Origin of the sequence: Bradyrhizobium daqingense (assembly GCF_021044685.1) — a bacterium.
Classification (GTDB): Bacteria; Pseudomonadota; Alphaproteobacteria; order Rhizobiales; family Xanthobacteraceae; genus Bradyrhizobium; species Bradyrhizobium daqingense.
This window is the reverse complement of record NZ_CP088014.1, coordinates 2,756,146-2,770,026: the sequence shown is the minus strand read 5'-3', so window position 1 is coordinate 2,770,026 and position 13,881 is coordinate 2,756,146. Positions and strand designations below refer to the sequence as shown.

Sequence of the window (13,881 nt, the reverse complement as noted above, 5' to 3'; positions counted from 1 at the left end):
GCCTCTCCGCTGTCAGGCAGCCTGGAATGGGGAATGGGTCGCGGCGCCGGCCAGGATGGCCTGCTCCACCGGGAACAGCGCCCGAATGCGCTTGAGCGCCTCGAAATAGCGTGTCGTGCCGACCAGCTCGTCGACCGCGGCGAGCCCGTCGAGCATCTCGCGGTTCTCGCACACGGCAAGCAGGGCGGCGTGGTGCTGCGCGTAGAGCACGGACGCGTCCCGGACGTCGGTCGGGTTCATCAGCATCAGCTGGACGATGAAATAGAGCTGCCGCATCGCCGTGGTGGCGTCGGACGCCTGCATGACCTGCCCTTCGAGCAGGAACATCACGTCGTTGACGAGTTCGACGGAGACCTTGCGGTCCACGCGCAGCACCGCGCCGTTGACGTAGATCCGTTCGCCGGCGCGCAAGGAGATCTTCATCAAAGTGCGTCTCGGATCAGGCGGTTGATTTCGATGAGCTGCATCACGTCGCTCGACTTCTCGTCGCGAACGCGGTCGGCTTCCCTGACCACCCACAGGCCGATCGAGATGATGTCGGCCCGCAGCTGGTCCGGAAGCCCGTTCTCAGGATGCGAGAGATCCTCGATGAAGATGGTCCACAGCCGCCGGACATAGAGCAGGCTCTCGACCTGCTCCTCGATGTGGAATGGGCCTCGCTGAATCCGTTCGAGCCGGTCGATGCCGAGGCTGAGCGCCTGCCGCTCGCGGCCCCGCGCCTCATGGCCGCTCTCGTCGACAACCGCTTCATAGGCTTCAAACGTCATCTGAACCACTCTGCACGGGAAACCAATCAACAGGACAGGATCGCGAATGTCTCAGAGATAGTTGATGAGACTGATCTGCTGGAGCTGCGAGGTCAGCGCGAGCGCCGTCTTGATCTGGGTCTGCAAGGTGTTGACCCGGACCGAGGCCTCGGTCGGATCGACCGCCTCCAGCTTCACGATCTGGTCGTTGAGGATGTCTTTCTGGATCTTCAGCTTCTCGGTCGCGCCAGTGACGCGTTGCTGGATCGAGCCGACCGTGCCGCCGAGCACGGCGAGGTCGTTGATCGCACCGCTGACGAGGCTGATGGCCTTGTCGACGACGACCTGGAACGTATCCTTGCTCAGGCTCGTGTTACCGAGGTCGGTCAGCATGGTGTAGGCCTCGGCCAGCTTGCGGAAGCCGGGCTGGTTGGCGCTGACCGAGCTGTCGACGACCTCGGTCGTGGAGATGCGGCTCGACAGCGTCTGATCGGTGGCCGACGACCAGTTGGTGTCCCAGGCCGGGCTCGCGAACTCGGGGTCGAGGGTGTTGTCGAGGAAATTCTGCATCTGCGCCGGCGTGATGGTGCTCACGCTGGCCGACGATTGCGCAAAGCCGAAGCTCGCCAGGAAGTCGGCATCGAGCTGGTTCTTGCTGGCCGAGCCGGCGACGTAGTTCGTGATCGGCTGGGTCTGCGTATTGATGCCGCCGAACAGGTACGAGCCGTTGTAGGAGACGTTGAGCGCGCCGACGAGATCCTGGAGATTGGCGGATGCGCTCGGCAGGATGATCCGCGCTCCGCTGTCGGCGTCGCGCGCTGCGATCAGGTTCTTGAGGAAGTCCGATGCGGTCTTGCCGAGTTGCGTGATCCGATTCTGGGTCACGTCGAGCCGGCCGGCGACCAGCTCGTTGGTGTCCACGAGCTGGTCGGCGAAATTGAACTCGGCGCGCAGGCTGACGTCGCGGCCCGTGCCGGTGCCGAGTTCGAGGCCGACATCGGCGAAACGGCCGGTGGTCGCCTCCTTCGTGGCTTTGCTCAGCGCCGCCTGATTGTTCGTGATCGAGGACCTCAAGGCCGAGGACAGCATCAGGGTCGAGATGTAGTTCGCGCTCATCATGACTTAGTTCCCCACGGCAGCCAGCAGGCTCTGCAACATCTCGTCGACGGTGGAAATGATCTTCGATGATGCGGAATAAGTGCGCTCGACCTGGAGCATCAACGCCATCTCGTCGTCCATGTTGACGCCGTTGAAGTTGGACAATGCCGCGGTGCTGCGGTCGAGCAGCGTGTTCTGGTACTGGACGCTGTCGTCCGCGGTCTTGCGCTGACTTTCGATCCAGCTTGCCGAGGACGAGGCGAACTCGATCACGCTGCCGCTTGGCTTGGCCTGCGCCGCGGCGGCGAATGGCTGCGGCGCGTCCATCTCGTTGATGAGCTGCTGGAGCCGTGCCGAGAAGCCGGCATTGCCGGTCGTGTTGTAGTTGAAGGCCGCGTTGCCGCTGATGGCCCCATCGCGCAGCAGGTTCGGGTTGCCGCCCGCGGCCGGATCGACCGACGCGGCCACGCTGATCATCCCGGCAAGGCCGACTGAGATCGTGGCGCTCGCGGGCATCGCCGGTGCGCCGGGATAGGTAAAGAGGCCGGGCCTGTCGGCTAGCGTCGGGATTGCCGACTGATCGCTCTCCTTGAAAGCGTCGATCAGGCCGCGCGCGATTTCGTCGAGCTGGCTCTGATACGTGACCGTGGCCTTGTCGCGCAGCTCGGCGAGGCCGGCGAGCTTGCCCGTCTTGAGCGGCATCACGGAATTGGCGCCGGTGACCGGGACGCCATCGATATAGACCGCATTGCCGGTGGTGCCGGGCGTATAGACATTGGTCGCCGCAAAGCTCACCGTTCGCGCCGTCTTGTCGAACAGCACGACGCCGCTGTCGGTGTAGAGCGCCGCGTCGCCATTGGCCCGGAGCGACATCGAGACACCAACCTCCTGCGACAGCCTCGAGACGATGTCGTCGCGCTGGTCGAGATAGTCGGTAACGTCGTCCCCGGAGATTGTCCCCTTCACGATCGCGGTGTTGACCTTGTCGAATTGGGCGAGCAGCTGGTTGATGTTGGCGACCGACGTCGCCATGTCGGCATCCGCACCCTCGCGCACGGACTGCACGGTCTTGGTCGCCTGGTTGAGCGTGGTCGCCATGTCCTTGGCTGACGTCACCGCGGCCTGCGCCAGGGTCGCATTGTCGGTCGAGTTCGCGTATTGCTGGAGCGCCTGCTTCAGCTTGGTGAGCTGCGCGGTCGGGGACTGCTCCAGCTCGGGATCGTCCACCGTTGCGGCCGCGATCTTCTGGAGACCGTCATAGATCACGCCCTGCTTGGCGGAGGCAGACGTCGCGGTGAGGACGTTGGTGAACAGGCCGCCGCTCGCGGCACGCTGGATCGCCGCGACATAGACGCCGGTGCCGGGGAGATTGTCCAGCACGGCGATCTTGCGCGAATAGCCGGTTGCGCTGGCGCCGGCGATGTTGCGCGAGATCGTCGAGGACTGGATGCCTGACGCCATGAGCGAGGCGCGGGCGGAGTCGAGAGCGGCGGTAAGGGACATGATGTGCTCTTGCCCGGGACGGGCGCTTCAGGATTCAGCGCTTCAGGTTGACGACGACGTCGAGCAGGTCGGCGCCGGTCTGGAACGATTTCGAGTTCGCGGTGAAGCCGCGCTGCGCCTCGATCATCCCGGTCAGCTCGTCCGCGAGATCGACGTTGGAATCTTCCAGCGCACCGGACTGGATCGTGCCGAGCCCACCGGTGCCGGCGTTGCCGGCCTGGGCGTTGCCGGAATTCATGTTGGTCGAGTAGACGTTGCCGGGCTCGGGTGTCAGATTGTCGGGGCTCGCGACGTCGGCAAGCATGATCGTGTACAGCGTCAGCTGCTGCCCGTTCTTGAGGATCGCCGTCACGTGGCCGGCCTCGTCGACGTCGACCTTGTCGATGGCCGCGGGAACGCTGCCGTTGACGGTGGCCTTGAAGCTGAAATCTGCTCCGACCTGCGTCATGTTCGACAGGTCCAAGGTCATCGCCGCGCCGCCCGGGACGGTGAAGGCGAGGCTCGTCGGACTCGCTCCAGCCAGCGCGCCCCTGCCGGCCGCGGTGGTGTCGAAGGTGAAGGTGGTGGCGGCGCCGAGCGAGGTGCCCGTCGCGGAATTATAGACCTGGACCTGCCAGGTGTCCGAACCCGCAGCGGTCGCAGTGTGGGACATGTAGACGTCGAGCGTGACCGCCTGGCCGATATTGTTGTAGGCGACGATCGAGCTCTTCGACGAGTAGGACGCCGGGCCGGGCGGACCGGCGATGACGGCCGCCTTCGGATCCAGATTGCCGGTCGTGAGCGTTCCGGCCGTCGTCGGCACCGGCACCTGCGAGACCTGCGCGATGTTCACGATCTGCATGCCCGCCAGGCTGTTCTGTGAGAAATTGGTCACGAGCCCGGGCTGGCCAAGCAGATAGTAGCCGGCCGCGTTGACCAGGTTGCCCTGGCTGTCCGGCACGAACGATCCGGCGCGCGTCAGATATTGCTGCGTGTTGTCGGCATTCGACACCACGAAGAAGCCGTTGCCCTGGACGGCGAGATCCGTCGTCGACGTGGTGAACTGAGTGTGTCCGGCGTCGCTGATGGCGTAGCGAACGGTCGTCTCGACGGCGCCGGAATCGTAATTGCCCGAGCCGCTCTTCAGGATCAGCGAGGAGAATTCGGTGGAAGCCCGCTTGTAACCCGTGGTGTTGACGTTCGCGATGTTGTCCGAGACCGTCGACAGCTTGTTGGACTGCGCAGACATCCCGGAAACGCCGGTGCGCATAATGCCGTAGAGGCTCATCGATTGGGCTCCTGTGGTAGGGTGCAGTTACAATGAGGGTTCTTGCTTGCGCGGGGCTGATGGAGAGGAACCATGCACAACTTCACGTCGTCAGGTTGTCTTCGGCTGACAGAACGAGCGGGCCTTGTCGGTCCACGCGCCGAAGCCGCTCGAGACGAGATGGGCGACGATGTGACAGACGTAGCGCTTCTGCGCCGGCTGATTGTTCGGACCTGCATTGTAGCGGGCGACCGCCATGGTCCAGCTGCCCTCGCGCTGCTTCAGCTCCTTCAAGAAGCGCGCGGCGTATTCGACGTTTCGGGCCGGATCGAACATCGCGCGCACCGAGGCGAACTTGTCGCCGTGATAGTAATGGTTGATCTGCATGCAGCCGAGGTCGACCAGCTTGATGCCCTTGCTTCGCATCGTCTCGAAATTCGCAATCGCGTCATTGATGTCCTTGGCGAACACGGTCTGCCCATCGGCGCCGAGCGCGTAAGGATGCAGCGCGCCACGGCGCCCGGTCTCGGTGAGACCGACCGCATAGAGAATGCCCAGCGGAATCCCGTGCTGCTGGGCCGCACGCGCCATCTCGCGCTCGCAGGGCCGCGCGCTGTCGGCAGCCGCCTGCGCAGCTCCCGCGTTACAGATAAACAGGGCCACGACGAATCTGCGGCGCCACGTCCTGGTCATGACGCGTCTCCTGGTTGGGCTGGCGCTCTTGCCGGGCCTGCCTCGCCTCGCCGTCCGACTGCCCCGACGACGAGCTGGCGCCGCCGAACGAGCCTTGCGACTGCGACGGCGGCTGCTGCTGGCTCGAAAGCTGCGACTGTGATTGGCCGGAGCCGCTCTGGAATCCATCCAGCGTGCCGTGCTGGACCGGCGCGACGTCAGCGACATAGCCCGCCGACTGCATGAGATCGCGGATCGAATCGCGCTGCTGGTCCAGCAACTGGCTGGTATCCTTGCGTTCGGCCGCAAGGTGGACGGACACTTCGGTGCCGACGAGACGCAGGCGCACGGTGACGTTGCCGAGCGCCGGCGGTTCGAGATTAATGGTCAGGATCTTGAGCGGTTGGTCCGGCGCATTGGCCTGCGACGCCGTGGGATCGGGGAGAGCGGAGGCCGCGGCGGATTCCTTCAGCTCGGCGACGACAGCGCTTGCAACCTGTTGCGGCGCATTGAACTGCGCCGGCGGCAGATGGGTTTCCTGCTGGAGCACGGTGACCTTGGTCGCCTCGGGCAACGCCTCCCGCGCCGAAGCCTTCACCGCGCGCTCCACATTGGCCGTGACGGCCTCGAAGCCAGATGCTGCCGGCATTGGTTTGGCGGTGACATCGCTGCCTTGCGGCGTGGCCGCGGCCGCCTGGGAAGCCGAGCGTGCGCCTGTCGGAGCGGCCACGGACGGCGCTGAATCGACTGCGCCGTTTTTGGCCGTGTCCGCACCCCGAGTCTCGCGCCTGGTCGTGGACGGACGCTCCTCACGCGCAGCATCTTTCCTGTCGTCCATTGCCGATGGAATCTGCGATTTCGCCGCCGGCGCAGCAGCGAGCTCCTGGCCGGCCATCGCAACAACGCTGGAGCGATCCGTGACGTCCACCTTTGCGGTGGGGTCGGCTGGGCCTTCCGACGGCAAGTCGGAAGACTTGCGGCTTGACCTGGCTTCGTCGACTGGGTCCGTGCGCTCGTGAACCGTCTCGTCGCTCGTCTTGCCCTCGGCGGGCGGGGCCAGATGCGACCGCAACGATGCGGCCTTCACGCTCGTGTCTGCGTTCGCGTCGTTGAGCGCCTTCTTCGCCAGATTGGAGACGTTGCGGAGCAGATCGTTGAACGACGAGTCCGCCTGTGATTTTGCCCCGGCGCCCTTCGTCGAGCGCGACGTGCCGCGCATGTTGAGAGTTTCGGCGAGGCCCGAGAAAGCCTGTCCGGAGGTTCCGTTGAGCTTGGTCATGGACGGCGATCCCTGGTGAGACGTTCGAGCTCGCCGAGCTGCTTCTGCGCACGCGCGACGGTCGCGGTCGACGATGCGAGGTCGAGCCGCGCCGGCGTTGCAGGAGGCTTGTCGGCTGCAGCTGCAGATCCTGCGGCGAACGGTTTTCGGATGTCGATCGCGAGCTGCACCGCCGCATTCAGAAGGGGAACGTCGCGCTCGGGCAGCTTCGATCGATCGAGCGCCTTCAGCTCGGCGAGACCGCCGTCATACTCGTCGGTGAGCGTCCGCGAGGCGCCACGGAAGAGATGCGCACGCTCGCGGTCCATCGACGCATCGGCGCTGAGCATCAGGGCGCGCTCGCTGGCTAGCCGGGTGACAGCCATCCGTCCGCGCAGCATCGCCGCGCGCGCGATCACGAGATAGAGCTTGAGACGGTCGGCGCGATCGATCTGCTCCAGCAGCGTCGCGATCCGCACAAATCGCCGCTCGTCAAGCGCGAGGCTCGATTGCGTCAGGCCCGTGGAGAAGCGCTGCCAGAAATCGCCGGCATAGATCGAGTTGCGGTAATGGCGGATATAGGCCAGCGTCAGGAACTCGAATTTGTCGAAATCCTCGGCTTGCCCGACCAGCAGGATCTCGCGCCGCAGCGCCGCCTCCTCCACCAGCGTACCGGGCAGGAGCAGGCGCGCATCGTCCAGGCGCTCGATCGCGAACGAGGCCTCGCTGCGCGCGAACAGCGCACCCTGGACCAGCGCGACCTGTCCGCCGAGGCCTGAAGGAAGCGTCCGCGGCTTGACGTCCTTGAGCAGCTCGCGTGCCTCGTCCTGGCGGCCCTCGACATAGGCGAGCGCACCATTGAACAGCCGCTCGTCGATGGTCATCCTGTCGCGCGGCAGCTTGCGGACGATCTGCGGCGCGCCGCCGCTGAGCAGGTAGATAACGACGGCCTGACCATTCTGCGCACTGCTCCACACGCCGGCATCAGCGGCGAGAAATTTCTCGCCGATCTGCCGGATCAGCGCGATGTGGCTGCCATGCGCCGCAGTGTCGCCGTTGGCAATGCCGTCCTGCACGGCCTGCAACGCGCGCACCAGCTCATACGGCTGTTCGGCTGACGGTGGCGACGGCTCGGCAAACGCACTTGCCCCCGCGAGCGGCAGCAGCAACAGCACGGCGCGGAGGAACGGCCTGATCAAGAGCGCTTCTCCCGGATCAGGATCTCGATCCGGCGGTTCTGCGCGGCCGCCGGATCGTTCGGCAGTTTCGGCCGCCGGTCGGCGTAGCCTTCGATGTGCTCGATCCGCTGCGCATCGACGCCGGCGCGGACGAGCATGTAATAAGCCATCTGCGCACGCGCGGTCGACAGCCGCCAATTGTCGTAGGCCTCCGACCGGTACGGCCGGTTATCGGTGTGGCCACGGACGATGATCAAGCCTTGCCGCTTCGTCAGCAGCGGGCCGATCTTGTCGATCACGCGAATGAGCTCAGGCCGCGGCTCGGCCGAGCCGACCGCGAACATGCCGAAGCTCGCATCGTCGGTCAGGCTGATCAGAAGCCCCTCCTCGACCTGACGCACCTCCGCCGCCGGGCCCGCGCCGGCCTTGATGTCCGACAGCGCATCCGCGATGGCGGACTGAAGCTGCTTGACGGTCGGCTGCTGCGTCTGCGCGGCATCGCGCGGTTCGGACTGCTTCGTCATATCGCCGGGACGCGCCTGCGCGGCGGCATTGGCCTGAGCGCCGGCCTGGGCATTGCCCTCGCGTGAGGCCTGCGACGGCGCCGGCCCCGGCGGCAACAACGGCGACAGGCTTGCGGACGCGCTGTCTGCGTTCGGCGCCACGCTTCCGCCGGCCTCATCCGCCTTGGCACGGCGCGCCTGCGGCTCGCTCTCGATGATGCGATCCGCGTCCTTGGACGCCTGCGGCGCCAGCTTCCAGTAACCGGGATCGAAGGGATCACGGTAGGCGTCGCCGCCCTTGAGACCGTCCTCCTCGGCAGACGTCAACGCGCCGGCGCGCCGCTGGCCGGAAGCCTGGTTCGCGCTATTGGCGATCTCGGCGAGAGTCGCATAGGGATCGCGGAACAGGACCTTCTCTTCGTAGGAGGCCGGCTTCTCCGCCGTCGGCGAGTCGCCGCGCCGTTCCTCGTTCGGCCCGGCCGGCTTGCGCCTGCCGTCCTGCCCCTCGAACGACGAGGGCTCCTTCTTGGAGAGATCCTTCAGGCCCTTCGGGGCAGGTGCGTTCTCCGCGAGCTTGATCGGATTGAAGTAGCTCGCGACCACCTGCTTCTGGTCCTGGTTGAGCGCGTTCAACAGCCACATCACCAGGAAGAACGCCATCATCGCGGTCATGAAATCCGCATAGGCGATCTTCCAGACGCCCCCATGCGGTTTCTCGTCGTCGAAGGCGCTCCGCCGACGGATGATCACGAGCTCTGGTTTGACCTCATTCATGGCGAACTACCGGCGCGCCTCCTTGAGGCGTTCGCTCCAGGCCGAGATCTGCGTCTCGATCACGGTCTGGTCGGCCACGGCGCGAACCTCGAAGCTGTCGGCGGCCTCATAGGCGATGCCCGTCCGCCGGGACTTCTCGAGCTGCACCCGCACGAGGTCCAATAGCTCGCTCGGGCCGGTGACCTTGAACACCGGCATCGGCGAATTCCCGGTCAAGGCCGCGATCTGTTCGACCAGCGATCCGATCGCCTTGTCGCGAACCGCCTCGTTGAGGAACGGCAGCAAGATCCGCGCAACGGAGCTCGCGATATTGCTCTCGATCTCGCGGCAAGCCGCCTCGAAACCGTTGACGATCGTGGCCGCCTGCTGATCGGACCATTTCGCGCGCTCCTCGCCGAGCCGGATGGCGCTACGGACGCGTTCCTCCGCAAGCCTGGCGTCGCCTTCCGCAACGCCGGCCGCATGGCCGCGCCGATAGGCATCGTCGAGGAGATTGACCGGCGGAGCTTCCGGCGCGGGCGAAGGCGGCTGAAGCTGCGGCTGGGCGTGCGGCTGCGGCTGCGACTGAGCTTGCGGCTCGCGCCGGACTTCCTTCGGCCTTGTCAGCACGTCCTGGATCTTGGGCGGCGGAGGCGTCGGCGACTTGGCGCGGCCGTTCGCGTCGAACTGCGTCAGGAATTTTCCGATTGCCGCGTTCATGCCGCCTCCTCGCGCCGCATCCAGTCTTTAAGGATCGCCGCCGCCTGTGCTTGATCGAGCCGGACGATCTGCTCCAGCCGCTTCTGTGGCGTTCGCTGCAGCTTGCCCTCGAGATCCTCGACGAGGTTGAGTTCGGCCTCGTCGCTGTCCGGCAGCGCAAGTGCGGCCGCGGCTTCGAGCTCGGCTACCTCGGCCGCTTCGGCCTGCTCCTGCTCGGCGCGATGGGTCAGAATGCCGTTGACTGCGGGCCTAAGTCCGAACCAGACCAGCATCGAGGCAACGGCGAGAATGGTCACCGCGTTGATGACGCTGCCGAGCTGCTTGTTGATCATCTCGACGAAGGTGATCGGCGGCACCGGCGCCAGCTCGCGCGAGCCCTCGATGAAGTCGACGGCCGTCACCTGAATCTGGTCGCCACGCGTCTTGTCCAACCCACCCGCCGTCGCCGCGAGCTGGCTGATCTCGGCGAGCTTGCTGTCGACGATGGCCTGGTTGCTCTTGTCGCCGAGATCGGCGACGAGACGGGCGCGGTTGACCAGGACGGCGATGAACAGCTTCTTGACCGAATAGCCGTCGCTCACCGTCGTCGTCGTCTTGGACGAGACCTCGAAATTGGTGACGTCCTCGCGGCGGGTCTTGTCCTCGCTGGAATTCTTGCCGCCGCCCGCGTTCACCTGCTGATCCGGAAGGTTCTGCTGCACCGTGGTCGGCGTCGAACGGTCCGCGTTCTGCGAGGACTCCTTCTCGCGCACGTTCCGCACCGAACGTTCGGCGCGGCTCTCGGGATCGTAGACGGTCTCGTTGATCTGCCTCTTGTCGGTGGAGAGCTGCGGCGCGACGCTCACCTCAAAATTATCCAGGCCCAGATACGGGGTCAGCGCCTTGCGGATGTTCTCCTGCACCATGCCGCCCACGGTCTTCTGCAGGCTCGCCATCTTGGTCGGTGCAGCGCTGGCCTCGTCCTCTTCGGCGAGCAGCATCGAGCCGTCGGCGTCCAGCACCGTCACCTTGTCGCGGTTCATGCCGGGGACGGCGGCCGCGACGAGATGGCGGATCGATTGTGCAGTGCGCGCCTCGATCGCGCCATCGGTGCGCAGCACGACGGAAGCGGATGGCGGCTGCTGGGTCGCGCGGAACGAGCCGCGCACCGGCAGCACGATGTGCACCCGCGCCGCCTTGACGCCCTTCATCAGCTGCACCGTGCGCGCGATCTCGCCTTCCAGCGCCCGCAGCTTGGTGACTTCCTGCATGAACGAGGTCAGGCCGAGCGAGCCGATCTTGTCGAACAGCTCGTAGCCGGAATTGGCGCTGGTCGGCAGCCCCTTCTCGGCGAGCAGCATCCGTGCCTGCATGGTCTGGCTCGGCCGCACCGAGATCGCGTCGCCGGCCGTGTTGACGTCGAAGGTGACGTTCTGCTCGCGCAGCGCCGCGCCCATGCGCGTCACGTCCTCGCGAGTGAGGCCGGTATAGAGCGTCTCGAATTCGGGCCGGCTCAGATAATAGGCGCCGCCGACGACGGTGACGAGAACGGCGAAGCCGATCAGGCCAAGGGCCATCAGGCGTCGCGGCCCGAGCTCCAGCAGATTGTTGAGCAGTTGCTGTATCTGCGCGCGACTGAGCATATGACCTCGTGGCAATGCGAACGTGTGCGACACTCCGCTGCCAACCTTGTCTGAAGGTTGCGCGAAGACGCGAGCATGCCGGTTCGCGGACGAGGCGTTGCAATTTTACAAGGGTTTGGTGACGCGATCGATGTCGGCAACCGCGGGCCGGACGATGGCGGCTCGAACGGTCGCGCCATGTCGCATTAGCTTCAGGAAGTCGATGTCAGGGCACACATCGCGCGCTCATGTCCGCCGTTCACGGCGGTGACCGTGCTCCCCTGGGGAGCACGGTCGTGTTCGAAACCGCCGCTTAGCCGCGGAACAGCGACAGGATGCTCTGGCTGTTCTGGTTGGCGATCGAGAGCGCCTGAACGCCGAGCTGCTGCTGGGTCTGGAGCGCCTGGAGGCGGGTCGATTCCGCGTTCATGTCGGCGTCGACCAGCTGGCCGATACCGCGATCCACCGAGTCCATCAGCGACTTCACGAACTCCGTGTTGTTCGAGATGCGGTTCTTGATGGCGCCGAGGTTGGCAGCGGACTGGCTCACCGTGTTGATCGCGGCAGTGACCTGCGCGATGTAGCCATCGATCGTGGTCTGGTCGGCCGCCGAATCGGTCAGCGCGCCGATGTTGATCGTGTCGACCGAGGCGCTGCCGCTCACCGTGTCCAGGATGCCGCCCGTGGTCGAGGTGTAGAGCGAGTAGTTGGCGACCGTCACCGTGATGGTGTTGATCGTCGGCGTGCCGCCGACGCGCGAGAACGACGACACCAGGTTGACCGTCGCCGGGGTGGTGGCGTTGGTGCTCAGCCAGTTGACGCCATTGAACGTCGCCGCGTTGGCCACGTTCTTCATGTCCTGCTGGATCTGGGTGATTTCGGCCTGGATCTTGGTGCGGTCGATGCCGGCGGTCTTGGCTTCGACCAGCAGCGCCTGGAGCTTGGTGAGGCCGGAATTGCTGTCGCCGATGACCTTGTTCAGAGCGGTGTATTCGGTATCGACGGTCGCAGCCGACAGGCCGAGCGAGTCGGACACCGCGGAGAGGGCGGCGTTGTCGGCGCGCATCGAGGTCGCGATCGACCAATAGGCCGAGTTGTCCGAAGCGGTCGCGACGCGCTGGCCGGTCGAAATGCGATTTTCGGTCGTCTGCAGGCTGGCGCTGACATTCCGGAGGGTCTGGAGCGCAGTCATTGCAGCGGAGTTGGTAAGCAGGCTGGAAGCCATCTTTGATGTCCCTTTGAAAGCAGATTGGATTTGGGGACATACCGGGCTTGCACCGGTACGACGGGGCGGCATCATGCCTTTGGGCTGGGCAAATGCGCGCGTGAGCCCAATTCGTCGTAGCGGGGAGACTAGTCGGCGAAGCTTGTGCGGGGCTTGTGGCGTTGTGATCCGGCTACAACAGGGCAGCCAGAATCATGGCGCAGCATCACGCCAAACGAAAGGGCCGCGCTTCGCGAGAAGCGCGGCCCTCCCGGGACTGACTCGAGGCTTAGCGGAACAGCGACAGGATGCTCTGGCTGTTGTTGTTGGCGATCGAGAGCGCCTGAACGCCGAGCTGCTGCTGGACCTGGAGGGCCGCCAGACGGGTGGACTCCTGGTTCATGTCGGCGTCGACGAGCTGGCCGATACCGCGATCCACCGAGTCCATCAGCGACTTCACGAACTCCGAGTTGTTCGAGATGCGGTTCTTGATGGCGCCGAGGTTGGCGGCACCGGAGGAGACCGTGCCGATCGCCGCGGTGACCTGCGCGATGTAGCCATCGAGCGTGGTCTGGTCCGCCGCGGAGTCGGTCAGCGCGCCGATGTTGATGGTGTCGACCGATGCGCTGCCGCTCACCGTGTCCAGGATGCCGCTCGTGGTCGAGGTATAGAGCGAGTAGTTGGCGACGGTGACGGTGATCGAGCCGGTGGTCGGCGTGGCGCCGACGCGCGAGAACGACGACACCAGGTTGACCGTCGCCGGCGTGGTGGCGTTGGTGCTGAGCCAGTTGACGCCGTTGAACGTCGCCGCGCTGGCCACGTTCTTCATGTCCTGCTGGATCTGGGTGATTTCCGACTGAATCTTGCTGCGGTCGACACCGGCGGTCTTGGCTTGGACCAGCAGCGACTGGAGCTTGGTCAGGCCGGAGTTGCTGTCGCCGAGAACCTTGTTGAGAGCGGTGTACTCGGTGTCGACGGTCGCGGCCGACAGACCGAGCGAGTCGGACACGGCGGAGAGCGCGGCGTTGTCGGCGCGCATCGAGGTCGCGATCGACCAATAGGCGGCGTTGTCGGAAGCGGTGGCCACGCGCTGGCCGGTGGAGATCCGGGTCTGCGTGGTGGAGAGTTGCGAGCTGACAGACCGCAGGGTCTGGAGCGCGGTCATGGCGGACGAGTTCGTGAGCAGGCTTGACATTGCGAATGTCCCTTTATGTACGCGTTACATTTTCACTTGGGGACATACCGGGCTTTCACCGGTACGGAGGGGCGGCATCATGCCTTTGGACCGATGTGGGTGAGGTCCAACCCGCCGTGACGCCTTGCTACCACGCCGAATCTTGCCGCCGGATTAAAATGGCCTTGAATTTCATGGCTGTAACCGGGGTCTCGCGGTTACCAT

At 65.3% G+C, this 13,881-nt stretch carries 13 protein-coding genes; all 13 read right to left on the bottom strand.

Features of this window, described 5'->3' with window-relative positions; all coding sequences use genetic code 11:
- Positions 1–12: 12 nt before the first annotated feature.
- Positions 13–423: a flagellar biosynthesis repressor FlbT gene (gene flbT, locus LPJ38_RS13260; protein ID WP_008560289.1), complete on the bottom strand. Its 411-nt coding sequence runs from the start codon at positions 421–423 to the stop codon at positions 13–15.
- Complete coding sequence (flaF, locus tag LPJ38_RS13255) at positions 423–767, bottom strand: flagellar biosynthesis regulator FlaF (protein ID WP_167520519.1); 345 nt, start codon at positions 765–767, stop codon at positions 423–425. Before flaF ends, flbT begins: the two co-directional genes overlap by 1 nt.
- A 51-nt stretch (positions 768–818) precedes the next feature.
- Positions 819–1,865 carry a flagellar hook-associated family protein gene (locus tag LPJ38_RS13250; protein WP_145635934.1) on the bottom strand — a complete coding sequence of 349 codons (1,047 nt, stop codon included), beginning with the start codon at positions 1,863–1,865 and terminating at the stop codon, positions 819–821.
- A gap of 3 nt (positions 1,866–1,868) precedes the next feature.
- Complete coding sequence (gene flgK, locus LPJ38_RS13245) at positions 1,869–3,347, bottom strand: flagellar hook-associated protein FlgK (protein ID WP_145635937.1); 1,479 nt, start codon at positions 3,345–3,347, stop codon at positions 1,869–1,871.
- 34 nt (positions 3,348–3,381) lie between these two features.
- The gene (locus LPJ38_RS13240; RefSeq protein ID WP_145635940.1) at positions 3,382–4,614 is read right to left on the bottom strand and encodes a flagellar hook protein FlgE; all 1,233 of its coding nucleotides are present in this window, start codon (positions 4,612–4,614) and stop codon (positions 3,382–3,384) included.
- Positions 4,615–4,704: 90 nt separating this feature from the next.
- Positions 4,705–5,286 carry a transglycosylase SLT domain-containing protein gene (locus tag LPJ38_RS13235; protein ID WP_145635943.1) on the bottom strand — a complete coding sequence of 194 codons (582 nt, stop codon included), beginning with the start codon at positions 5,284–5,286 and terminating at the stop codon, positions 4,705–4,707.
- A complete protein-coding gene (gene fliK / locus LPJ38_RS13230; protein ID WP_145635946.1) occupies positions 5,237–6,544 on the bottom strand; it encodes a flagellar hook-length control protein FliK in 1,308 nt (435 codons plus the stop codon). Before fliK ends, LPJ38_RS13235 begins: the two co-directional genes overlap by 50 nt.
- Positions 6,541–7,722, bottom strand: a complete 1,182-nt coding sequence (locus LPJ38_RS13225) for a chemotaxis protein (protein ID WP_145635949.1) — start codon at positions 7,720–7,722, stop codon at positions 6,541–6,543. The genes fliK and LPJ38_RS13225 overlap by 4 nt, the downstream gene beginning before the upstream one ends.
- Positions 7,719–8,978: a MotB family protein gene (locus tag LPJ38_RS13220; protein WP_145635952.1), complete on the bottom strand. Its 1,260-nt coding sequence runs from the start codon at positions 8,976–8,978 to the stop codon at positions 7,719–7,721. Before LPJ38_RS13220 ends, LPJ38_RS13225 begins: the two co-directional genes overlap by 4 nt.
- A gap of 6 nt (positions 8,979–8,984) precedes the next feature.
- A complete protein-coding gene (locus LPJ38_RS13215; RefSeq protein ID WP_145635955.1) occupies positions 8,985–9,677 on the bottom strand; it encodes a hypothetical protein in 693 nt (230 codons plus the stop codon).
- Positions 9,674–11,299: a flagellar basal-body MS-ring/collar protein FliF gene (gene fliF / locus LPJ38_RS13210; RefSeq protein ID WP_167520520.1), complete on the bottom strand. Its 1,626-nt coding sequence runs from the start codon at positions 11,297–11,299 to the stop codon at positions 9,674–9,676. Before fliF ends, LPJ38_RS13215 begins: the two co-directional genes overlap by 4 nt.
- Positions 11,300–11,591: 292 nt before the next feature.
- Positions 11,592–12,503 (bottom strand): flagellin N-terminal helical domain-containing protein, encoded by a 912-nt coding sequence (locus LPJ38_RS13205; RefSeq protein ID WP_008560347.1) that lies wholly within the window; start codon positions 12,501–12,503, stop codon positions 11,592–11,594.
- A 268-nt stretch (positions 12,504–12,771) separates the two neighbouring features.
- On the bottom strand, positions 12,772–13,677 hold the full coding sequence (locus LPJ38_RS13200) for a flagellin N-terminal helical domain-containing protein (protein ID WP_008560349.1): 906 nt from the start codon (positions 13,675–13,677) through the stop codon (positions 12,772–12,774).
- Positions 13,678–13,881 lie beyond the last annotated feature (204 nt).